This is a genomic window from Nocardioides koreensis, from assembly GCF_039531775.1.
Classification (GTDB): domain Bacteria; phylum Actinomycetota; class Actinomycetes; order Propionibacteriales; family Nocardioidaceae; genus Nocardioides; species Nocardioides koreensis.
The window spans coordinates 262,470-284,321 of the sequence record NZ_BAAAQR010000003.1 but is presented as its reverse complement, the minus strand read 5'-3'; the positions used below and the strand labels follow the sequence as shown (position 1 = coordinate 284,321).

Below are 21,852 nucleotides of genomic sequence, written 5' to 3'. Positions count from 1 at the left end.
GTTCGGCGATCCAGGAGCTGTCCCCGTGACCGGAATGAAGCGGACCACCGAGAAGAACCTCATGGTCTTCAGCGGACGGGCTCACCCCGAGCTCGCCCAGGAGGTCGCCAGCCTGCTGGGGACCGACCTCGTGCCGCAGTCGGCGTACGAGTTCGCGAACTCCGAGATCTACGTCCGCTACGAGGAGTCCGTCCGCGGGTGCGACGCCTTCGTGATCCAGAGCCACACGGCTCCGATCAACGAGTGGATCATGGAGCACCTGATCATGGTCGACGCCCTGAAGCGGGCGAGCGCCAAGCGGATCACCGTGGTCATGCCGTTCTACGGCTACGCCCGCCAGGACAAGAAGCACCGCGGCCGCGAGCCGATCTCGGCCCGCCTGATGGCCGACCTCTTCAAGACCGCCGGCGCGGACCGCCTGATCACGGTCGACCTGCACGCCGACCAGATCCAGGGCTTCTTCGACGGCCCGGTGGACCACCTGATGGCGCTGCCGATCCTCGCGGACTACGTCAGGGAGAAGTACGGCGACCAGCGGCTCGCCGTGGTCTCCCCGGACGCCGGCCGGATCAAGGTCGCCGAGCGCTGGTCGGCCCGCCTCGGCGGTGCCCCGCTGGCCTTCATCCACAAGACCCGCAACATCGACCGCCCGAACGAGACCATGGCCAACCGCGTCGTCGGCCACGTCGAGGGCCGGATCTGCGTGCTGGTGGACGACATGATCGACACCGGCGGCACGATCGTGAAGGCCGCCGAGGCGCTGATGGCCGACGGTGCCGCCGGCGTGGTCATCGCCGCGACCCACGCGATCCTCTCCGACCCCGCCGTGGACCGGCTGAAGAACAGCCCCGCCAGCGAGGTCATCGTGACCAACACGCTGCCGATCCCGGCCGAGCGCGAGTTCGACAAGCTCACCACGCTGTCGATCGGGCCGCTGGTCTCCCGGGCGATCCGCGAGGTCTTCGAGGACGGCTCCGTCACCTCCATGTTCGACGGCCACGCCTGATCCAGGCACGCCAGGCGGGCGCCTCGCGGCGTTGTCCTCGCTCGACGTGCGCTCCGCCCTTCAGCACGCCTTCGCTCGTCCGCCTTGCGAGGCGCTCCGCCTGACGCGCCTGATCAGCGCCGCCCGGGACGCACGCTGGCTGCGTTGTCGTCGGTCGACGGCCCGCTTCGCTCAAAGGCCGCCTTCGCTCGTCCGCCTTGCGAGGCGCTCCGCCTGACGCGCCTGATCAGCGCCGCCCGGGACGCACGCTGGCTGCGTTGTCGTCGGTCGACGGCCCGCTTCGCTCAAAGGCCGCCTTCCCTCCTCCGCCTTGCCATCGCACGCCCCGGACGACGCTGACCGCTGACGCACGCACCGGCCCGCGCGGGTGAGCGGTGAGCCTGCCACCGTTTCCCCGCCGTGTGGGTTCGGTGGCTGACTCACCGCTGATGCGAGGTGGTGAATCTGCGCCGACTCGACCCGGTTTGCGGGTGAAACTGCGCCGACTCGGCCCGGGTCCGGGGTGAAACTGCGCCGACTCGACCCGGTTTGCGGGTGAAACTGCGCCGACTCGGCCCGGGTCCGGGGTGAAACTGCGCCGACTCGGCCCGGGTCCGGGGTGAAACTGCGCCGACTCGGCGGTCAGGTCAGGTCGTCCAGGTGGTCGTTCCACAGGCGGGCGAGCACGGTGGGCACCGAGCCCGATGCGAGCACGGCGGCCAGTCGGTCGCGCTGGGCTGGGGTGACCTCGAGCGACGGGAACGCCCGACCGACCACCAGCGAGAAGCCCTGGCCCCGACGCTCGGCCACGGCCGGGGCGTGCTCGAGGTAGGCGTCGACGTACGGCGCGCACAGGTCGAGCCGCTCGGGGTCCCACAGCCCGTGGACCTGCGCCTCGAACATCCGGTTCGACACGTCGGGCTCGAGCGCGGCCTTCCACGCCTCGGCCTTGGCGGCCGCGGTCGGGCGCGCGGCGAGGGCCCGGGCGGCGCCCAGGTCGCCGGCCAGTGAGCCGTCGCGCAGCCGCTCCGCCTCGATCGCCTCGGCGTCCATCGCGCCGAGGGTGCTCAGCCGGGTCACGACGGTCCAGCGCATCCCCGGGTCGAGCTCGACACCGGTGTCGGTGCGCCCCTCGGCCAGCCAGGAGCCGAGCAGCGCGGCGTCGCGCGAGGTCGCGGCCAGTCCGCGGGCCAGCGCGATGGCCACTTGCTCGTCGTCGGTGCCGGCGAGGCCGGCGGCGCACGCCGCGGCCACCGCGTCGACCAGCCCCGGCACCTCGGCCGCGGACGCCGAGCGGCTCAGCACCGACCCGAGGGTCCGGTCGAGCACAGCGGTGAGCAGCGACGGGTTCCGCTCGGGGGACAGGTGCCGCGCCACGAGGTCGACGTACACCGGCAGCGACAGCGCACCCGTCCGCACCTCGTCGAAGGCGTGCGCCCACAGGACGGTACGGACCAGGTCGTCGTCGAGGTGCGACAGCTGCTCGTGCACGAAGGCCGTCGTGGCCGGGTCCAGCCGCAACCGGGCGAACGTCTCACCGTGGCTGTTCGGCACCACCGCCAGCCCCGCCCAGTCCGGCAGCGGGACCGGCGAGTCGGCGAGGTCGACCAGCTCGCTGCCGGCCACGGTGCCGTCCGCGCGGAAGGCCGTCACCCGGAACCTGTGCGGGCGCACGCCTTCGCGGACCAGCACGGGCACCCCGTCGTCGTCGCGCTCGACGGCGATCGTGTCGAAGCCCGACCGGCGCAGCCAGAGCTCGGCCCACTGGCGCACGTCGCGCTCCGAGGCCTCGTCGAGGGCGCCGACGAGGTCGTCGAGGGTGGCGTTCCCGAAGCGGTGGCGGGTCAGGTGGGCGTTCACGCCGGACAGGAAGTCGTCGTCGCCGAGCCAGGTCACGAGCTGGCGCAGGCAGGAGTTTCCCTTGGCGTAGGAGATCGAGTCGAAGTTGGTGAAGGCGCTGTCCACGTCGGGCACGTCCTCGGGCCGCGGCGCCACCGGGTGGGTGGAGCGGCGCTCGTCGGCGACGTACGCCGCGGGCTTGCGCTGCGACTCGTGCGCCACGAGGGTGCCCGCGAAGCCGGCCCCGGCCTCGGCCACCCGGTAGCCCATGTAGTCGGCGAAGCTCTCGTTGAGCCAGGTGTCCTCCCACCAGCGCATCGTCACGAGGTTGCCGAACCACATGTGCGCCATCTCGTGGGCGATCACCGCCGCCCGCTTCATGCGCTGGTCGTCGGTGACGCGGCCGCGCGGCAGCAGCTCGTCGCGGTAGGTCACGCACCCGGGCGTCTCCATCGCGCCCCAGTTGTGCCCGGGCCCGAACAGCTGGTCGTAGGAGTCGAACGGGTAGGGCTCGTCGAAGAGCTCCGCGTAGTGGTCGAAGCAGTCGGTGGTGGTGCGCTCCAGCTCCGCGGCGTCGCGGTCGAGCTCGGCCGCCAGCGACTGCCGCGCGTGCCAGCCGAAGGGGAGGCCCGCGTGCTCCCAGGTCACCGAGTGCCACGGGCCCGCGCACACGACGAACAGGGAGGGACAGATCCGCGGCGTGGTGGCGAACGTCCACCGGCCGCCCTCCCGCGAGGTCACCTGGCCGTTGGCGATCACGGTCCACCGCGGGTCGGCGGCCACCGTGAGCGTGATCGGCGCCTTGAGGTCGACCTGGTCGAAGCACGGGAAGACCCGCTGCGCCACGTCGAGGGAGAGGTACGCCGAGACGTAGCGCTCGCCGTCCGCGGGGTCGGTCATCGCGTGCATGCCGTCGCCGTCGGTGACGTAGGGCATCCGGGCCTCGACCACGACCTCGGTGCGCCCGGCGAGGCCGTCAAGCGCGATCCGGCGCCCGTCGTACCCGGTACGCTCGACCGGTGTGCCGTCGACCGCCAGGCTCAGCCCGGTCGCGTTCGTGAGCTCGAGGAAGGTCTCCGGACCGGCGGCGTCGAACCGGAGCGTCGTCCGGCAGCCGTAGGTGTCGGGGTCGTCGCCGGTGAGGTCGAGGTCGATCTCGTAGGAGACGTCGGAGACGAGGGCGGCGCGGGCGCGGGCTTCGGCGAGAGTCAGGGACACCCGGCGACCCTAACGACGTGTCCACGTGGCTGTCGCCGGGCTTTCGCCGGGCTTTCGCGGTGAATTCGCCTCAGGCGCCCGCCATGGCTAGGATCGTCAGGTTGCCTCGGCGAGGGAACGCCCGCAGTCCGGGTGTTCCGTGATCGACAGGGCTGGCTGGACCACTGGTGCGCCGCGCTGCTCGAGACGAGTGCGCGGCGTTTCTCATGACCGGCCGGCGAGACCGGCGGCCAGGTGGGACGCGGCGCCCGGGGCGGCCACGCAGCTTCAGAACCACCACAGATGTCGAAGGTCACGAGGAGTAGTCGCATGTCTGCCGAGAAGATCACCGCCGAGTCGCGCACCGAGTTCGGCAAGGGCGCCGCCCGCCGCATCCGCCGCGAGCACAAGGTCCCCGCCGTCGTCTACGGCCACGGCAACGACCCGATGCACATCACCCTGCCGGGCCACGAGACGATGATGGCGCTCAAGCACGGCGGCGCGAACGCGCTGCTCGAGCTCGACCTCGAGGGCAAGACCCACCTGGCGCTGACCAAGCAGGTCCAGATCGACCCGATCACCCGCCACCTCGAGCACGTCGACTTCGTCGCCGTCCGCCGCGGCGAGAAGGTCACCGTCGAGATCCCGGTCCACCTCAACGGCGAGGCCGCGCGCGACACGCTGGTCGTCACCGAGAGCGCCACCGTCGAGGTCGAGGCCGAGGCCACGCACATCCCCGAGTACATCGAGATCGACATCGAGGGCGCCGAGGCCGGCACCCAGGTCCTGGCCTCGGACCTGAAGCTGCCCTCCGGCTCGACCGTGCTGGTCGACGCCGACACGCTGATCGTCAACATCACCGAGGCCCCCACGGTCGAGATGCTCGAGGCGGAGCTGGAGGAGGCCGAGGCCGAGGCCGGCATCGAGCGCGAGGAGTCCGCGGAGGAGGCCGAGGCCGCCGCCGAGGGCGAGGCCGACGAGGCTGCCGCCACCGAGGAGTGACCCTCACTGTTCTTCCGTAGAAAGGGCCGGGACTCCCCCCACGATGAGGCTGCCATGACAGACACCGAGGTGTGGCTCGTCGTGGGACTGGGGAATCCCGGCCCTTCCTACGCCGGGCACCGGCACAACGTCGGCTACCTGGTGGCCGACGAGCTGGCGCGGCGGCTGGGCTCGTCCTGGCGGGCCCACAAGACCGGTCGGGCCGACGTGGTCGAGGGGCGCCTCGGTGCCCCGGGCACGCCCGGTCCGCGCCTGGTCCTGGCCCGGCCGCGCTGCTACATGAACGAGACCGGTGGCCCGGTCAAGGCGCTCGCCACCTTCTACAAGGTGCCGCCGGAGCGGATCATCGCGATCCACGACGAGCTCGACATCGGCTTCGGCACGCTGCGGACCAAGCTCGGCGGCGGCGACAACGGCCACAACGGGCTGCGCTCGATGCGCTCCTCGCTGGGCACGGGCGACTTCTTCCGGGTCCGCTGCGGGATCGGCCGGCCACCGGGGCGGCAGGACGTCGCCGACTTCGTGCTCTCCAGCTACTCGTCGGTGGAGCGCAAGGAGCTGCCGTTCCAGGTCGACCACGCCGCCGACGCCGTCGAGACCCTCGTCACCGAGGGCCTCGAACGCACCCAGCAGCGATTCAACTCCTAGGAACGGCCTCGCTAGTGTGTCGGGGTGACTTTCGAACCCGGCACCCCGCCCGCTGAAGCAGCCACCGACGACCACGTCCTCGCCTCCTGGCTCGCCACCGTCGCCGGTGAGCGCCTGCTGGAGGTCCGCGCGGAGGGCCTGGAGGGCAAGGAGCTCAAGGACGCCGGCGACCGGGCCGCCCACGAGCTGCTGATGGAGCTGCTCGCCCAGCACCGCCCCGACGACGCGGTCCTCTCGGAGGAGGGGAAGGACGACAAGGCCCGCCTGACGGCCAAGCGCGTCTGGATCGTCGACCCGCTCGACGGCACCCGCGAGTTCTCCGAGCCGCCGCGCGACGACTGGGCCGTGCACGTCGCGCTGTGGGAGGACGGTGACCTGACCGCCGGTGCCGTGGCCCAGCCGGCGCTGGGGGAGACCTTCAACACCGGACAGGCACCGACCGTCCCGGAGCGCACCTCCGAGCGCCCCCGGATCGCGGTGTCCCGCACCCGCCCGCCGGCGTTCGTCGAGGCGCTGGCGGCGGAGATCGACGCCGAGCTGGTGCCGATGGGCTCGGCAGGCGTGAAGGTGATCTCCGTGACGCGCGACGTGACCGACGCCTACGTCCACGCCGGTGGCCAGTACGAGTGGGACTCGGCCGCCCCCGTCGCGGTGGCCCGCGCCGCGGGCCTGTTCACCTCGCGCGTCGACGGCACCCCGCTGACGTACAACCAGGAGAACGTGTCGCTGCCGGACCTGATCGTGTGCCGGCCCGAGCTGGCCGAACGGATCGTGGACTTCGTCAAGCGGCACGGCACCGACTGAGGCGACCCCGGTGATCCGGCACGTCCTCCTCGACGCCGACGGGGTCCTGCAGCGGCACCCCGTCGGCTGGGCGGCCGCGGCGGAGGGGTTCCTGGGGGAGCGCGGCGCCGACTTCTTCCGCGCGGTCACCGAGCTGGAGCGGACCTGCCTGAGCGGCGACGGCGACTTCCTGCCCCTCCTGACCGCAGAGCTCGCCCGGGAGGCGCCGGGCGTCTCCGCCGAGGAGCTGTACGTCGAGGTCTGGCACACGATCGAGACCGTGGCGACCACGCTGGAGGTGGTCCACGAGCTGCGTGACGCCGGCCTGGGGGTGCACCTCGGGACCAACCAGCACGAGCGGCGGGCGGCGTACATGCGTCGGGAGCTGGGGTACGACGAGCTGTTCGACGAGTCCTTCTACTCCTGCGACCTCGGGGCCGCCAAGCCCGCGCCCGCGTTCTTCGCCTCGGTCCTCGACCGCCTGGACGCGGCCGCGCCCGACGTGCTCTTCGTCGACGACAGCGAGCCCAACGTGGTGGCGGCGCGGGAGTGCGGCCTGGCCGCCGAGCGCTGGCACGTCGACGACGGGATCGAGGCCCTGCGGGACCGGCTCTCGGGCCACGGCGTCGTCCTGTCCTGACCCGAGCACACGACCCGCGGTCGAGGTCAGGGTCCGATGTCCCGGGACCCCGACGACCTTGGACCCTGCCGCACTGGTGCCCCTCACCCGGACGCTGGACGACAGGCGTGCCGGGAGCCGGTGCCCGGCGCAACGGGGAGGAAGCATGCGCCGTCAGGTCGAGAAGTGGGAGACCCTCGAGATCGAGCTCGAGGAAGCCGGGGAGTGTTCGTGGTGGTCGAGCCTGATGGCTCCGCTCGACCGCGGGTCGGACAACGCGTTCATGAGATTCGTCGGCCGGGTCTGGGGCCCGGACGGCCGGGAGACGGCGCTGGTCCGGGGCGAGGCCTTCCCCCGGTTCGTCGACCCCGACGACCTCTCGCCGGATGACGCCTGGAGCCCCGGGTGGGAGCTGAGCCTCGTCCACCTCAGGGGCCGGATCGAGCAGGAGGGCTGGCTGCGCGCCGGGTGTGGCCTGGAGCCGTGGTCGCACCGGTACGTCCGCCGCGTGGAGGTCACCCGCCGGGCCCGGTTCGCCAGGCCGGCGCGGCACGTGGCGGGCCGCTGACCCGGCCCGCGCCGGGTGGGCAGCTGAGGCGGTTGGGACTGGTGTGACGCAGCGGGGATACTTCTCCGCGTGCCCCCGTCCTTCCGTCTCATCGCCGCGCTGGCGGTGGCGCTGGGGGTCCTCACCGCCGGGGCCTTCGCGCTCCAGGCGCACGACCGGAAGGGTCGCCCCGCCGACGCGGACCTGACCGCCCAGCGGTACGTCGCCGCCCGGCTCGGAGCCCCGCTGCCGCCGCGGGTCGGCGCGCGCTGGGTGCAGCGGACCGCCCGCGCCGAGGACATTCCCGCCCCGGCCGTGCGGGCCTACACGCACGCCCAGCTGCACGCGCCCCGCGGCTGCCACGTCGGGTGGACCACGCTGGCGGGGATCGGGTACGTCGAGTCCCACCACGGCACGCTCGGGGGGCGCGTGCTGCAGGCCGACGGCCGTTCGTCCTCGCCGATCCTGGGGCCGGCGCTGAACGGCCGTGGTGCCTTCGCGGCCATCCGGTCCACCCCGGCCTCCCGGGCCGTGCACGGTGATGCCGTGTGGGAGCACGCGGTGGGCCCGATGCAGTTCCTGCCCGAGACCTGGGGCCGGTACGCCGTCGACGGTGACGGCAACGGGCACGCGGACGCGCTCGACCTGGACGACGCCGCCACGACCGCCGCGCGCTACCTGTGCGCGGCCGGCGGCGACCTGCAGACCTCCGTCGGCTGGGAGAAGGCCGTGCTCGCCTACAACCACTCCACCGCGTACGTCGACGACGTCTACGCCGCGGCTTCGGCGTACGCCGCCCGGGCCCGCTGACGGCGGACCGGCAGGTCCTGGCCCTCGAAGTCAGACCCATCCCCTGACTGGGGGAGAGGACGGTGGCACACCAGCCACGTGAGGCTCGCGGCCGTTCCTAATTTGGGTGAATGCGGCAGCGATAGCCCCCAGCGGCTCCCGGCCCGAGAGAACTTCGACCACGTACCCGCAACAGCGGGCTCACCGGGCGACCTCGAGCAGGAGCCCGACCGGACTCCGAGGATCTTTCGCAGAGGTTCATTCAAGGGGGGATCACATGAAGGTCGCTGTCCTGGGACTTGGCTACGTGGGGACGGTCACGGCCGCGGGCCTGGCGTCGCGCGGTCACGAGGTCGTCGGCGTCGACGTCGACGACGCCAAGGTGGACGCGATCAGCCAGGGCCGGAGCCCCGTCGTGGAGCCCGGGATCGACGACCTGGTGGCCGCGGGAGTGAGGTCGGGACGGTTGCGCGCGACCACGGACATGGACGTGGCCCTCGACGGGGCCGACGTCTCGCTGGTCTGCGTGGGCACCCCGTCGGGGTCCCACGGGGAGACCGACCTGGGCTACATCACGCGCGCCCTCGCCGACCTGCGCGAAGCCATGTCCGTGGTCTCGCCCCCGGCCTCGGGCTTCCACTCCGTGGTGATCAGGAGCACCGTCCCACCGGGCACGGGCGAGATGGTCGTCGCCCCCGCCTTCGCACCCTCCGAGCTCCCGGCCGGCTGGTCCGTGGGCACGGCGATGTGCCCGGAGTTCCTGCGCGAGGGCTGCGGTGTCGAGGACTTCTTCGCCCCGCCCTTCGTGGTGGTGGGGACCGCGCACGAGAGCACCCGGCAGGGCCTGGAGGAGCTCTTCGCGTTCCTCGACCTGGAGATCCACCACGTCGGCGTGGGCACCGCGGAGGCGCTCAAGTACGCCTGCAACGCCTTCCACGCCACGAAGGTGTCCTTCGCGAACGAGATGGCCCGGATCTTCCGGTTCCACGGCGTCGACTCCCGCGACGTGATGCGCATCTTCTGCGAGGACCACAAGCTCAACGTCGCCCCGACCTACCTCCGCCCGGGATTCGCCTTCGGGGGGTCGTGCCTTCCCAAGGACCTGCGCGCCCTCCAGCACATGGCCCGGATGAGCGGTGTGGACGCACCCCTGCTGGCCGGGACCACGCTGACCAACGAGCTCGTCGTGCGCGACGCGGTCGAGCGGATCATCGCCTCGAACAGCCGGCAGGTCTGCCTGCTCGGGCTGAGCTTCAAGATGGACACCGACGACCTGCGGGAGAGCCCGAACGTCGAGCTCGCCGAGCGGCTGGTCGGCAAGGGCTTCGAGGTCCGCATCTACGACCCGATCATCAACCCCGACCGCCTGGTGGGCGCCAACCGCCGGCACGTCGAGGCGAAGCTGCCACACCTGAGCCGGCTGCTCGCCTGCACCCCAGAGGAGGCGTTGGCGGGTGCGGCGGTCGCGGTCGTGTCGTCGTCCGAACCCGCCGTGCGTTCCGCCCTGGTCGCCGCGTCGCCGACCCTGGTCCTCGACCTCCACGGTCGTCTCGGGAGCGACGTCGAGCAGCTCGCCGGCTACGAGGGGCTCGGCTGGTGAAGAAGTGGCGCCGCCGCGACCCACGGTCTGCGGCACCCCGAGTGCTCATCATCGTGCAGAACCTGCACGTCCCCTTCGACCGGCGCGTGTGGCTCGAGTGCCAGTCCCTCGTCGGCGCCGGCTACGACGTCACCGTGATCTGTCCGCGGGGCAAGACCTCGAAGAAGTACGAGGTCATCGACGGGGTGGCGATCCACACCTACCCGCCGTACGCCCCGGGAGGCCGCGCCGCCGGGTTCGTCGTGGAGTACGCCTGGTCGTTCCTGGCCACCGCGCGCCTGGCGCTGCAGGCGCGCCGGCGCCGCGGCCGCTTCGACGTGGTCCAGGCCTGCAACCCGCCCGACGTCTTCTGGCCGCTCGCCCGCTGGCTGCGGCTGCGAGACGGCACCCGGTTCGTGTTCGACCACCACGACCTCTGCCCGGAGCTCTACGAGTCGCGCTTTCCGGACGGGGCGCGGCTGCCGCTGCGGGGCCTGCTGGCCCTCGAGCGGGCCACCTTCCGCACCGCCGACCGGGTGACCTCGACGAACGAGTCCTACGCCTCGATCGCCGTCGAGCGCGGCGGCAAGCCGCCCGAGCACGTCACGGTCGTGCGGACCGGCCCCGATCCCGAGCGGCTCCGGCGGGGCGAGGCGGACCCGGCACGGCGCCGGGGCCGCGAGCACCTCGTCGCCTACCTCGGCGTGATGGGTCCCCAGGACGGCGTCGACCTCGCCCTGGCCGCGGCCGACCGGATCGTGCACGGACTGGGCCGCACCGACATCGCGTTCACGCTGATGGGCGCCGGGGACTCCTACGACGACCTGGTCGCCCAGCGCGACGAGCTCGGGCTCCACGAGTACGTCGAGCTCCCGGGGCGGGTGCCGGACGAGTACGTCGCCGCCGTGCTGTCGACCGCGGACGTCGGGCTGTGTCCCGACCCGAAGAACCCGCTCAACGACGTCTCCACGATGAACAAGACCATGGAGTACATGGCCTTCGGCCTGCCCGTGGTCGCCTTCGACCTGCGCGAGACCCGGGTGTCGGCGCAGGAGGCGGCGGTCTACGTGGAGCCGAACCGGGTCGACGCCTACGCCGACGCGATCCTCGACCTGGTGGACCAGCCCGAGCGGCGGGCCGAGATGGGCCGTCGCGGCCGCGAGCGTGTGGAGCAGGAGCTCGCGTGGAGCCACCAGTGCGGTGGCTACGTCGCGGTGTTCGACGAGCTGACCCACCGGACCCGGGCGCCCGTCGAGGCGGACGAGCCGATCCGCTCGGACGCGTGGCACGACGTCGAGGCGGGGACGGGGGCCTGACGCATGTGCGGAGTGGCGGGCAGCTACCAGCAGTCGGACGGCAAGGTCGTCGTCAACGCGATGATCGACCGCCTGGGCCACCGCGGCCCGGACGCGTGCGGCCTGCTCGAGCTCGTCGACCCCGAGACGGCCGTCGTCCTGGCGCACCGGCGCCTCTCCATCATCGACCTGTCCACGGCGGCCGACCAGCCGCTGGCCAAGGGCGGGCTGACGCTCTCCTACAACGGCGAGCTCTACAACTACCGCGAGATCCGGCGCGAGCTCGAGGGCAGGGGCGTGGCCTTCGCGACGAGCTCCGACACCGAGGTCGTGCTCGAGGCGTGGCGGGCCTGGGGGCCGGCCGCGCTCCCGCGTTTCCGCGGCATGTTCGCGTTCGCCGTCCACGACGCCGGCACCGGCAGCCTGACCGTGGCCCGCGACCCGCTCGGCATCAAGCCGCTCTACACGATGCGCCGGGGCAAGGGCGTGGTGTTCGCCTCGGAGCTCAAGGCGATCGTCTCGGCACTCGGCACCGAGCTCAGCGTCGATCCGGCGGCCATGGTCGCCTCGGCGCTCTACTACTGGCTGCCGCCCCAGTACGACGCGGTCCGCGGGGTGCAGAAGCTGCCCGCGGGGTCCTGGACCGAGTACCGCCGGGACGGCTCGAGCGTGTCGGGGGAGTACTGGAACCCGTCCGAGGTGGCCACCCGAGCCGCGAGCGGACCACCGGTGGACCTGCGCGAGACCATCGAGTCGTCGGTGGCGGCCCACCTGGTCGCCGACGTGCCGGTCGCCTCCTTCCTCAGCGGCGGCCTGGACTCCAGCATCGTGACCGCGCTGGCGCACCGGCACGACCCCGCCATCGAGGCCTACTCGATCGCCTTCCGGGCCGAGGACCAGCGCCTGGAGGCCATGCCCGACGACGCGCACTACGCCCGCCGGATGGCGGCACACCTGGGGATCCGGCTGCACGAGATCGAGATCCAGCCGGACGTCGTGGACCTGCTGCCGCGGATGGTCGACATCCTGGACGAGCCCATCGGCGACCCGGCGGCCCTCAACACGCTGCTCATGTGCGACGCCGCGCGCGACGCCGGGGTCAAGGTGCTGCTCTCCGGCATGGGCGCCGACGAGCTCTTCGGCGGCTACCGCAAGCACCTGGCCTGCCTGCTGGGCGAGCGCTACCGCCGCGTCCCGCGACCGCTGCGGACCGGCGTGATCGAGCCGCTCGTGGGCCGGCTCCCGGTCGTGGCCCGGGGTCGCGGCATCCGCTCGGTGCGGTGGGCCCAGCGGTTCCTCACCTTCGCCGAGCTGCCGGAGGAGGAGGCGTTCCGCCGCAGCTACACGCTGTACGGGCGCGACGAGCTGGCCGACCTCCTCGATCCCGACCTGGCGGGTCACGTCGACGCCGTGATCGAGGACCACCGCGTCCTGTACGAGGACAACGAGCTGCCCGACCAGACCAGCCGCATGTGCCTGGCGGACTCGCGGCTGTTCATGCCCGGCCTCAACCTCACCTACACCGACCGCGCGAGCATGGCGGCCTCGACCGAGGTGCGGGTGCCCTTCGTGGATCCGGTGGTGTTCGGGGCGGCGTTCTCCCTGCCGGGGTCGGCCAAGATCCACGGCCGGGTCCAGAAGGCCGCCCTCAAGCAGGCCGCGCGAGCGTGGATCCCGGACGAGATCATCGACCGCCCGAAGGCGTCCTTCGGGGCGCCGCTGCGGGCCTGGGTCAGCAACGACCTGCGGGAGCTCGTCGACGACGCGCTCGTGGGCGGCGAGCTGGTGTCCACCGGCTTCCTGCGGCGCGACCCGCTGCTGCGGCTGATAGCCGACCAGCGCAGCGGCCGCCGCGACCAGTCCAAGCAGATCTGGCAGCTCCTCAGCCTCGAGCTGTGGTACCGGAACGCGCGCTCTGCGGGCGTCGGCGCGGCCTGAGCCCCTCACGACCAGTGGAACTCGAAGAGACAGAAGGTGACATGAAGCAGGTGGCCCAGAACTACCGCTCGGGTGAGCTCCTGGTGCTCGACGCGCCCGCCCCGGCCTGCCGGCCGGGGGGCGTGCTCGTGCGCACGTCGTACTCGCTGATCTCCACCGGCACCGAGCTGATGAAGGTCAGCGAGGCCCGGATGTCCCTGCTCGGCAAGGCACGCGCCCGGCCCGACCAGGTGCGCAAGCTGATGGACTCGGTCGCGCAGCAGGGACCGGTCGCGGCGTACAAGAAGGCGATCAACCGGCTGGACAGCTACACCCCGCTGGGCTACTCGCTGTGCGGCGTCGTGGTGGAGGTCGGCGCCGGGGCCGAGGAGTTCTCGGTCGGGGACGTGGTCGCGGCCGCCGGGAACGAGTTCGCGCTGCACGCCGAGGTGAACTGGGTGCCCACCAACCTGTGCGTGCGCGTGCCGGACGGTGTCGAACCCCAGCACGCCGCCTTCGCCACCGTGGGCGCCATCGCCATGCAGGGCGTCCGCCGCGCCGAGGTGCAGCTGGGCGAGACCGCCTGCGTCGTGGGCCTCGGGCTGGTCGGCCAGCTGGTCGTCCGGCTGCTGGTCGCCGCCGGGGTGCGGGTCGTCGGCGTCGACACCGTCGAGGACCGCTGCCAGATGGCCGTGAAGGCCGGCGCCATCGCCTGCGCCGGACCCGACGCGGAGGGCGCGGCCCACATCGAGCAGGTCCTGCTCGCCGCGACCGGCGGCCTGGGGGCCGACCACGTCTTCCTCGCGGCCGGCGGCAGCTCGAACGGGCCGGTCGAGCTGGCGGCGCGGCTCGCCAGGGACCGGGCGCGGGTCGTGGACATCGGCAAGACGCGCCTCGACCTGCCGTGGAACGACTACTACGAGAAGGAGCTCGACGTCCGGTTCTCCCGGTCCTACGGCCCCGGGCGGTACGACGACCGCTACGAGCTGGACGGGATCGACTACCCCGCCGGCTACGTGCGGTGGACCGAACGACGCAACCTCGAGTGCTTCGTCGACCTGATCGCCGCCGAGTCGCTCGACGTGTCGTCGCTCGTGTCCGGGGTGCACCCCGTCACCGAGGCCACCGAGGTCTACGAGCAGCTGCGCACCGGCGCCCTGCACGGGGTCGGCTTCCTGCTCGAGTACCCCTCGCCGGCCGCGGCCCACGTGGCGTCCGAGCCCGCCGCCCGGACGCTGACCCGTACGCCGGCTGCCGTGTCACACCCCCGGCCGGCGAGCGGCCCGACCGTCCGGCTGGGGTTCATCGGGGCCGGCAACTACGCGTCGTCGATGCTGCTGCCCCACCTGGCGAAGGACCCGGGGGCCACGCTGGCCACCGTCGCGACGACCCGGGCACTGTCCGCGGTCAACGCGCAGCGGAAGTTCGGCTTCGCAACGGTGACGACCGACTCCGAGGTCGTCCTCGACGACCCGACGATCGACGCCGTGGTCGTGGCGACCCGCCACCACTCGCACGCCGACTTCGTGTGCCGGGCCCTCGAGCGCGGCAAGGCCGTCTTCGTCGAGAAGCCGCTCGCCCTGTCGGAGGCGGAGCTCGACCGGGTCGTCGAGACGGTCGAGCGGACCGGGAACGACCGGCTGATGGTGGGGTTCAACCGTCGCTTCGCCCCGCTCTTCACCCAGATGCAGCGCCGCTTCGGCCCGGTCGACGCGCCGGTGATCGCTCGCTACCTCGTCAACGCCGGGCGTCTCGAGGCCGGCAGCTGGTACCTCGACCAGGGGCTCGAGGGGTCGAGGTTCCTCGGCGAGGGCGGCCACTTCATCGACACCCTGGGCGCCTGGATCGGCCACCCGCCGGTCGAGGTGGACGCCCGCCAGACGCCCGGGGGAGCCGACCTTCAGGTGAGCCTGCGCTTCGCGGACGGCTCCCTCGGGACCATCAGCTACGTCACGGGCGGTGACAGCCGGTTCCCCAAGGAGACCTTCGACGTCACCGGAGGCGGCCGCAACGCCCGCCTGGACAACTTCACCCGGGCCACGGTGTGGAGCCGCGACGGCAAGGACGTCAAGCGGGCCCTCGGTGGGCAGGACAAGGGCCAGCGTGCCCAGCTGGCCGCCTTCGTGGAGGCCGTCCGCGCCGGGTCGCCCATGCCGATCGACGCCGGGTCCCTGGTGGCCACCACCCGGGCGACGATCGCCACCGAGCAGAGCCTCGTGTCCGGTCAGCGGGTGATGCTGTGAGCCGGCAGCTGGGCTGGTACGCCCAGCGGCTCCGCCAGATGTCCGCCACCGAGGTCGCGGGCCGCGTGGTGGACGAAGCGCGACGGGCCACCTGGGCACGCCGCCAGGTCCTCCCGGGAGCAGCCTCCGGCCTTCCCGGTGGCCTGCGCGACTGCCGCGTGTTCCCGACGCCGCTGCCCGCGGGGACGCGCGAGGAGGTCCCCGCCGAGGCACGGCGGACGGTGGTGGCTGCCGCCGACCGGCTCGTGGCCGGTCACTGGTCGTTGCTCGGCACCCCCCGCGAGGACATCGTCCGGCCGGACTGGTTCCGCGACCCCGTGACCGGACGGCGGGCCCCGCAGGACCGGCTCGCGTTCCGCATCAACCACCGCGACGAGCAGGAGACCGGCAACGTCAAGGCGGTGTGGGAGCTCTCGCGTCACCACCACCTGACCGTCCTGGCGACCGCCTGGTGGCTGACGTCCGACGACGCCTACGCCCTGCTCGTCGACGAGCAGCTCCGGTCCTGGTGGGCGGAGAACCCGTTCCTGTCCGGCGTGCACTGGACCAGCGGGATCGAGCTCGGGGTGCGGCTCACGAGCTGGGTCTGGGTGCGCCGGTTGCTCGACGACTGGTCCAAGGTCGAGGACCTCTTCGACACCAACGAGGACGCGCTGCGCCAGATCTGGTGGCACCAGCACTACCTCTCCGCGTTCCGCAGCCGCGGCTCGTCGGCCAACAACCACGTCGTGGCCGAGGAAGCCGGACGGCTCGCGGCCGCCTGCGCCTTCCCGTGGTACGCCGAGAGCGACGCCTGGCGCGAGGACGCGTCCCGACGGCTCCAGCGGGAGCTCCGGGCGAACACCTTCGACAGCGGGGTGAACCGCGAGCTCGCCACCGACTACCACCGCTTCGTCACCGAGCTCGGCCTGGTCGCCGCCGTCGAGAGCGAAGCCGTCGGCCATCCCCTGCTGGTCGACACCTGGGCCCTGCTCGCCGCGTCCCTCGACGCGGCCGCCGCCATGGTCGACGAGACCGGACGGCCGCCGCGGCAGGGCGACGGCGACGAGGGCCGCGCGCTCGTCCTCGACGACCCCGACGCGGAACCCTGGGGCTCGCTGCTGGGCCTGGGCGCCGCCCTGGTCGACCCACGACCCTGGTGGCCGACGACCGCCGCGAGCGTCGGTGCCGTCACGACGGCCGCGCTGGTGCCGCACCGTCCCGTGGGCATGCGCCGACCGGAGACCGCTCCCCGTGCCTTCCCCGACGCCGGGATGTACCTGCTCCGGACGCCGGCCGGGGACGGGCCCGAGATCTGGTGCCGGTGCGACGGGGGCCCCCACGGGTTCCTGTCGATCGCGGCCCATGCGCACGCCGACGCACTGTCCGTCGAGGTGCGGCACGGGGGCGTCGACGTGCTGGTCGACCCGGGCACCTACTGCTACCACGGCGAGCCGGCGTGGCGGAGCTACTTCCGGTCCACGCTGGCCCACAACACGATCGAGGTCGACGGGACCAGCCAGTCCGTCGAGACCGGACCCTTCCTGTGGAGCACCCACACCGACGGCCACGTGACCGGGGCAGACATCGGCGAGCACCCGGTGCAGACGTGGACCGCGCACCACACGGGCTACGCCCGGCTCGACCCGACCCTCCGGCACACCCGGACCGTCACCCTGGACGGCAGCACGCGCAGCCTGGCGATCCTCGACGAGGTGACCGGCGAGGCCTCGCACGGACTGCGGCTCGCGTTCCATGTCGGGCCGGAGGTCGACGTGCGGTTGGTGGGGGCGGCCGCCGAGCTGAGCTGGCCGAGCGAGCGAGGGACCTGTGCGGCGGTGCTGCACCTGCCGGAACAGCTGCGATGGACGGCGCACCGCGGCGAGGCGCACCCAGTCCTCGGGTGGTACTCGCCCCGGTTCGGCGAGCGGATCCCGACGACGACCCTCATCGGGTCCGGCGTGCTCGAGGAGTCGGTCGAGCTGCGCTCCACCCTCGACTTCGGGCCCGAGCCCCGCACGACCACCGAGGAGGCGGTGACCCATGGCTGAGCAGTCCGTGGACCTGCGCTCGACGCTCTCGATCCTTCGCCGGCACCGGCTGGTGCTGGCGCTGGCAGCCCTTGCGGGTGTCGCGGCCGGGCTGTGCTTCGTCGTGCTCCGTCCGCCGACGTACGCCAGCACCGCCCAGGTGCTGCTCCCACCGGTGAAGCAGACAGACGGTCAGACGCCTGCCCGGGACGTCAAGACCGAGATCCGGATCGCGACCAGCGACGCGGTGCTCGGCCCCGCCGGTGAGGCCGTCACGCCGTCGCTGTCGGTGCAGGCCCTGGCCAAGCGCGTGAAGGTGAGTGCGCCCACCGCCGACGTGCTCGAGATCGTGGCCCGAGCCGGCACCCCCGACTACGCCGAGGCCCTGGCCGCCGCGGTGGCGGCCTCCGAGGTGGAGTACGTGACGAAGGCGTCGAGCTCGCTGACCAACACCGAGCTGGCCGCGCTCGACCAGCGCGAGCAGGAGCTGCGCGACAGCATGGCCACCGTCGCCTCTGAGATCAAGAAGACCCAGGCCCGCAAGGTGGGCGAGGACCCGACGTCCGAGCAGGGCAAGGCGGATGCCGCCGCGCTGGCCCAGCTGACCGCCCAGGAGGCCGGCCTGGTCCTGCAGCTGGACCAGGTGAAGGAGCGGACGGCGGTCAGCCAGCCCGACGGCACCGCCACGATCATCCAGAAGGCGACGCCGGCGAAGCGACCCGGGCTGGTCGGCAGGGCGATCGCCTTCTCGCTGTTCGGTCTCGTCGTCGTCGGGGCCATCGCGGCGATCATCCTGACCCTGCTCGGCAAGCGCGACCGGAAGCTGCGCTACCGCGACGAGATTGCCGACGCGCTGGGGAGTCCCGTGATCGCCTCCATCCGCAGCCGGGTGCCGCGAGCGGTCGCAGGCTGGGCCTCCCTGCTGGAGACCTACGCGCCGGGCACGGTCGACGCCTGGGCACTGAGACAGGCGCTCCACCAGCTCGTGTTCGACGGTTCACCCCTCGGACGGCTGCCTGACGGGGACGAGGCCGCGCATCCACCGATGTCCATCACGGTGATCGCCCTCTCCGAGGACCTGCGGGGACTGGCCATGGGACCGCAGCTCGCGGCGTACGCCGCCTCGTCCGGTGTCCGGACGGCCCTGGTGGCCGGTCAGCGCCACGAGTCCGCGGCGCCGCTGTGGGCGGCCTGCTCGCAGGGAAGCGCGGAGGTCCGCCCGGGACTCCTGGTCGACGCCCACGTCACGGACAGGCACGACGCGGACCTGAGGGTCGTCCTGGCAGTCGTCGACCGACGCAAGCCGGAGCTGGTCGAGCTGCCGGAGACCTCGGTCACGATCCTGGCCGTCTCCTCCGGGTCGGCGACCGCCGAGGAGCTGGCCCTCACCGCGGTGACCGCCGACGACGCCGGTCGCAGGATCGCCGGCATCATCGTCGCCGACCCGGACAACCTGGATCGCACGACCGGCCGGCTGCTGCAGCACGAGCGCTCCCAGCAGATCGCCCTTCCCACACGCCTCACCGGCCTGCCGAGCCCCGCACCCGGCGGCAGCAATGTCTCCGGCCTGCGTCGGAGGCCGCGATGATCGACACCTCCTGGCGCATCGAGGACCCCGATCCGGACGAGGCCGAGGGCAACGGCCCGGCGACCGGGTTCGTCAGCCTCCACTTCCTGCGCTCCGCGCTGCGGCGGCGCTGGAAGGTCTGGGTCGCGGCCGCAATCACCGGCCTGCTGCTGGGCCTCGCGTGGAACTTCGGCATGCCGGCCAAGGGGCACGGCACGGTCACGCTCCTGATGTCGCACGACCCGGCGACCGAGCAGACCGTGGCCATGGACACCGATGTGAGCCTGCTGCGCACGAGGACGGTCGCGGAGTCGGTCATCGAGGACCTCGGGCTGCCCATGACGCCCGAGGAGCTCCAGGCGTCGATCACCGCGACCGACCTGACCCCCTCGGTGCTGGTCATCGACGTGGCCGCACCCGACGACGCGTCTGCCGTCGCCCGGGTCACGGCGCTCGCCGAGGCCTACCTCTCCTTCCGGGCCGACCAGCTGGAGTCGCAGTCGCAGGCGCTGGTCGCCGGCTACGAGAAGCAGATGGCCTCCCTGAAGGACCAGTCCGAGAAGCTGAGCACGCAGTACGAGGCGCTGAGCGCAACCGGTCCCGAGGGCCAGAGCCGGGCCACGGACGCGCTGTCCCGACGGTCCCAGGTCAACGCCGAGTACGGCCGGATCCAGCAGCTCGTCGAGGAGGCCGAGCTCCAGTCGAACGCCATCATCGAGTCGAGCCACGTCCTGGACCCGCCCAGTGCCGTCCCTCGCTCCGCCGTCAAGCGCCTGGTCCTCACCGCGGGGTCCGGCCTGATCGGCGGCCTGGCGATCGGCATGGGGCTGGTCCTGTTCCAGGCCCTGACCTCCGACCGGGTCCGCCGTCGCGAGGAGGTGGCCCTGGCCCTCGGCACTCCGGTGCGGTACAGCGCTCGCAAGGTGCGCGGTGGGAAGGCCTGGTGGCGGCGGGGTGCTCGACGCGAGTCCCGCGAACGAGGCCTGCAGGTCCTGGTGCGCGGGCTGGAGCCCGCGGTGTCGGCCCCCCGGGGCAAGACGGCCCGGTTGGCCCTGGTGGCCGTCGACGAGATCGAGGAGGCGGCGCTGGTCACCGCTACCCTGGGCGCCCACCTGGCCGGCCTCGGCAAGAAGGTCTTCCTCGTCGACCTCAGCGACTCGGGACGCCTCGACGCGGCCGTGAAGAAGGCGCTCGCCCGGCAGGAGACGGGAGAGGGTGGCCGGGACGAGCCCGTGGTCTTCCGGCCCGAGGGACAACCGAGCCTTGCCCGCGGGCCGGTCGGGACTGCTCCCGGCATGCGCCACGCGCTGCCCAAGGACCACCCCAGACGTGCTGCGTGGAACAGGGCGGACGTCGTGCTGGTGCTGGCCGAGGTGGATCCGGCGGTGGGGGTCGACCACCTCCCGTCGTGGGTCGACCGCGTGGTGCTCCTGGTGGCCGCGGGCCGCTCGAACGCCGAGCGGCTCCGGACCACCGGGGAGCTGGTCCGGTCGGCGGGCCTCGAGCCGGACTTCGCCATGCTGGTCGGCGCCGACCGCACCGACGAGAGCCTGGGCCGGCCGGACCCGGCGGGCTCCGGCTGGACCGAGGCCGAGAAGGGTTCGCGGTGAGCGGATCTTTGAGCACCCTCGCCCCCGGCCGGCGGGTGCGCGCGGCCGACGACCTGCGCGTCCGCGCGGTGCCCGGGCGCCTCGTCGCCGTCTGGGGGGCGCTGTTCTTCAACGTCCTGACCTTCATCGGCGGCCAGACCGTCCTCCCGATCCCGCAGCTCGTGGGCCAGCTGCTGACCCAGGCCGCCCTCATGCTCGCGCTGGTGCTCGCCCTCGCGGTGAACCCGCGAGGAGTGATGCGGCCCAACCTGTTCCTGGTGCTGCTCACGATGCTCGGCGTCGTGGCCCTGATGGTCAGCATCCACAACGTCTTCGCCTTCAGCTCGACCTTCCGGGCCTGTCGGCTCGCCGGGTTCGTCCTGGTGCTCTGGCTCCTGACGCCTTGGTGGGGGCGCGCGGACATGGTCCTGCTGCGCTGCCACCGTCGCGTCCTGTGGGTGATCCTCGGCTCGGTCTTCCTCGGGGCGGCGATCGCGCCGGGGCTCGCATTCGCCTTCGAGGGGCGCCTCGCCGGTGTGCTCTGGCCGATACCGCCGACCCAGGTCGCCCACTACGCGGCGGTGCTGCTGGGCACCTCGACGGTGCTGTGGCTGTGCCGCGTGATCACCGGGAGGCACATGCTGTTCACGCTCGTGGCCGCCGGCGCCGTGCTCGTCGGGACCCACACCAGGACCGCGCTGGTCGCCTGCCTGGTCGGGCTCGTGGTCGCCGGCGCGAGCCTCTTCCTCGGGCACGTGCGGGTGCGTCGTACGTCGGCCCTCGGCGCGGTCGGCGCCGTGGGGGTCGCCACGCTGTTCGCGCCGCAGCTGACGGCCTGGGCGCTGCGCGGCCAGAGCGCCGAGGAGGCCGGGCAGCTGACCGGCCGCACGAAGGTGTGGTCCGTCGTCTTCGACACGCCGCGACCGAGGATCGAGGAGATGTTCGGCTCGGGCCTGTCCAACCAGTCCTTCAACGGCCTGCCGGTCGACAGCAACTGGGTGGCGACCTACCTGGACCAGGGCTGGTTCGGCATCATCGTGCAGGCGACGATCATCCTGGTCCTGCTGCTGATGGCGGCCACGCGGCCCCGGAGCCCGCAGCGTGCGGTCGCGCTGTTCCTGATCGTCTACTGCCTGACCGCCTCGTTCACGGAGAGCGGGCTCGGGTCCACCTCGCCGTACCTCCTCGACCTGACCGTCGCCGCGGCGCTGCTCGCACCGGAGTGGACCGGGAGACGGACGTGA

Annotated in this window: 16 protein-coding genes; 15 read left to right on the top strand and 1 reads right to left on the bottom strand. The window is 72.7% G+C overall.

Annotated elements, in window-relative coordinates:
• The first annotated feature begins 25 nt into the window (after window positions 1-25).
• A complete protein-coding gene (locus tag ABD268_RS07610) occupies window positions 26-1,006 on the top strand; it encodes a ribose-phosphate diphosphokinase (protein WP_425573690.1) in 981 nt (326 codons plus the stop codon).
• A 621-nt stretch (window positions 1,007-1,627) separates the two neighbouring features.
• Here ABD268_RS07610 and pepN read toward each other — a convergent pair.
• On the bottom strand, window positions 1,628-4,042 hold the full coding sequence (gene pepN / locus ABD268_RS07605) for an aminopeptidase N (RefSeq protein ID WP_344149704.1): 2,415 nt from the start codon (window positions 4,040-4,042) through the stop codon (window positions 1,628-1,630).
• Between the two features lie 309 nt (window positions 4,043-4,351).
• Between pepN and ABD268_RS07600 the strand changes: the two genes are divergently transcribed.
• The 14 genes from ABD268_RS07600 (at window position 4,352) to ABD268_RS07535 (ending at window position 21,852) form a co-directional block, all read left to right on the top strand.
• Window positions 4,352-5,023 (top strand): 50S ribosomal protein L25/general stress protein Ctc, encoded by a 672-nt coding sequence (locus ABD268_RS07600; RefSeq protein WP_344149702.1) that lies wholly within the window; start codon window positions 4,352-4,354, stop codon window positions 5,021-5,023.
• A gap of 54 nt (window positions 5,024-5,077) precedes the next feature.
• On the top strand, window positions 5,078-5,671 hold the full coding sequence (pth, locus tag ABD268_RS07595; protein ID WP_344149700.1) for an aminoacyl-tRNA hydrolase: 594 nt from the start codon (window positions 5,078-5,080) through the stop codon (window positions 5,669-5,671).
• A gap of 24 nt (window positions 5,672-5,695) precedes the next feature.
• On the top strand, window positions 5,696-6,475 hold the full coding sequence (locus ABD268_RS07590) for a 3'(2'),5'-bisphosphate nucleotidase CysQ (RefSeq protein ID WP_344149698.1): 780 nt from the start codon (window positions 5,696-5,698) through the stop codon (window positions 6,473-6,475).
• 10 nt (window positions 6,476-6,485) lie between these two features.
• The gene (locus ABD268_RS07585) at window positions 6,486-7,094 is read left to right on the top strand and encodes an HAD-IA family hydrolase (protein ID WP_344149696.1); all 609 of its coding nucleotides are present in this window, start codon (window positions 6,486-6,488) and stop codon (window positions 7,092-7,094) included.
• Between the two features lie 145 nt (window positions 7,095-7,239).
• The gene (locus tag ABD268_RS07580) at window positions 7,240-7,641 is read left to right on the top strand and encodes a hypothetical protein (protein ID WP_344149694.1); all 402 of its coding nucleotides are present in this window, start codon (window positions 7,240-7,242) and stop codon (window positions 7,639-7,641) included.
• Window positions 7,642-7,710: 69 nt separating this feature from the next.
• Window positions 7,711-8,430, top strand: a complete 720-nt coding sequence (locus tag ABD268_RS07575) for a lytic murein transglycosylase (RefSeq protein ID WP_344149692.1) — start codon at window positions 7,711-7,713, stop codon at window positions 8,428-8,430.
• 256 nt (window positions 8,431-8,686) lie between these two features.
• Entirely contained in the window at window positions 8,687-10,009 is a 1,323-nt protein-coding gene (locus ABD268_RS07570; RefSeq protein ID WP_344149690.1) for a nucleotide sugar dehydrogenase, read from the top strand.
• A 41-nt stretch (window positions 10,010-10,050) separates the two neighbouring features.
• A complete protein-coding gene (locus ABD268_RS07565) occupies window positions 10,051-11,304 on the top strand; it encodes a glycosyltransferase family 4 protein (RefSeq protein WP_344149688.1) in 1,254 nt (417 codons plus the stop codon).
• A gap of 3 nt (window positions 11,305-11,307) precedes the next feature.
• Window positions 11,308-13,221, top strand: coding sequence for an asparagine synthase (glutamine-hydrolyzing) (asnB, locus tag ABD268_RS07560; protein ID WP_344149686.1), 1,914 nt, complete (start codon window positions 11,308-11,310; stop codon window positions 13,219-13,221).
• Between the two features lie 41 nt (window positions 13,222-13,262).
• Window positions 13,263-15,443 (top strand): bi-domain-containing oxidoreductase, encoded by a 2,181-nt coding sequence (locus ABD268_RS07555; protein WP_344149684.1) that lies wholly within the window; start codon window positions 13,263-13,265, stop codon window positions 15,441-15,443.
• Window positions 15,440-17,473: an alginate lyase family protein gene (locus ABD268_RS07550; protein WP_344149682.1), complete on the top strand. Its 2,034-nt coding sequence runs from the start codon at window positions 15,440-15,442 to the stop codon at window positions 17,471-17,473. The genes ABD268_RS07555 and ABD268_RS07550 overlap by 4 nt, the downstream gene beginning before the upstream one ends.
• The gene (locus tag ABD268_RS07545; RefSeq protein WP_344149680.1) at window positions 17,466-19,040 is read left to right on the top strand and encodes a Wzz/FepE/Etk N-terminal domain-containing protein; all 1,575 of its coding nucleotides are present in this window, start codon (window positions 17,466-17,468) and stop codon (window positions 19,038-19,040) included. The genes ABD268_RS07550 and ABD268_RS07545 overlap by 8 nt, the downstream gene beginning before the upstream one ends.
• The gene (locus ABD268_RS07540; RefSeq protein ID WP_344149678.1) at window positions 19,037-20,629 is read left to right on the top strand and encodes a YveK family protein; all 1,593 of its coding nucleotides are present in this window, start codon (window positions 19,037-19,039) and stop codon (window positions 20,627-20,629) included. The genes ABD268_RS07545 and ABD268_RS07540 overlap by 4 nt, the downstream gene beginning before the upstream one ends.
• Entirely contained in the window at window positions 20,626-21,852 is a 1,227-nt protein-coding gene (locus ABD268_RS07535) for an O-antigen ligase family protein (protein ID WP_344149676.1), read from the top strand. The genes ABD268_RS07540 and ABD268_RS07535 overlap by 4 nt, the downstream gene beginning before the upstream one ends.

What these genes read in the sequence shown, in the direction of transcription:
- ABD268_RS07600 (WP_344149702.1), top strand. Translation starts at nt 4,352, where the DNA reads ATGTCTGCCGAGAAGATCACCGCCGAGTCGCGCACCGAGTTCGGCAAG.
- ABD268_RS07570 (WP_344149690.1), top strand. Translation starts at nt 8,687, where the DNA reads ATGAAGGTCGCTGTCCTGGGACTTGGCTACGTGGGGACGGTCACGGCC.
- ABD268_RS07580 (WP_344149694.1), top strand. Translation starts at nt 7,240, where the DNA reads ATGCGCCGTCAGGTCGAGAAGTGGGAGACCCTCGAGATCGAGCTCGAG.
- ABD268_RS07555 (WP_344149684.1), top strand. Translation starts at nt 13,263, where the DNA reads ATGAAGCAGGTGGCCCAGAACTACCGCTCGGGTGAGCTCCTGGTGCTC.
- ABD268_RS07545 (WP_344149680.1), top strand. Translation starts at nt 17,466, where the DNA reads ATGGCTGAGCAGTCCGTGGACCTGCGCTCGACGCTCTCGATCCTTCGC.
- asnB (WP_344149686.1), top strand. Translation starts at nt 11,308, where the DNA reads ATGTGCGGAGTGGCGGGCAGCTACCAGCAGTCGGACGGCAAGGTCGTC.
- pth (WP_344149700.1), top strand. Translation starts at nt 5,078, where the DNA reads ATGACAGACACCGAGGTGTGGCTCGTCGTGGGACTGGGGAATCCCGGC.
- ABD268_RS07540 (WP_344149678.1), top strand. Translation starts at nt 19,037, where the DNA reads ATGATCGACACCTCCTGGCGCATCGAGGACCCCGATCCGGACGAGGCC.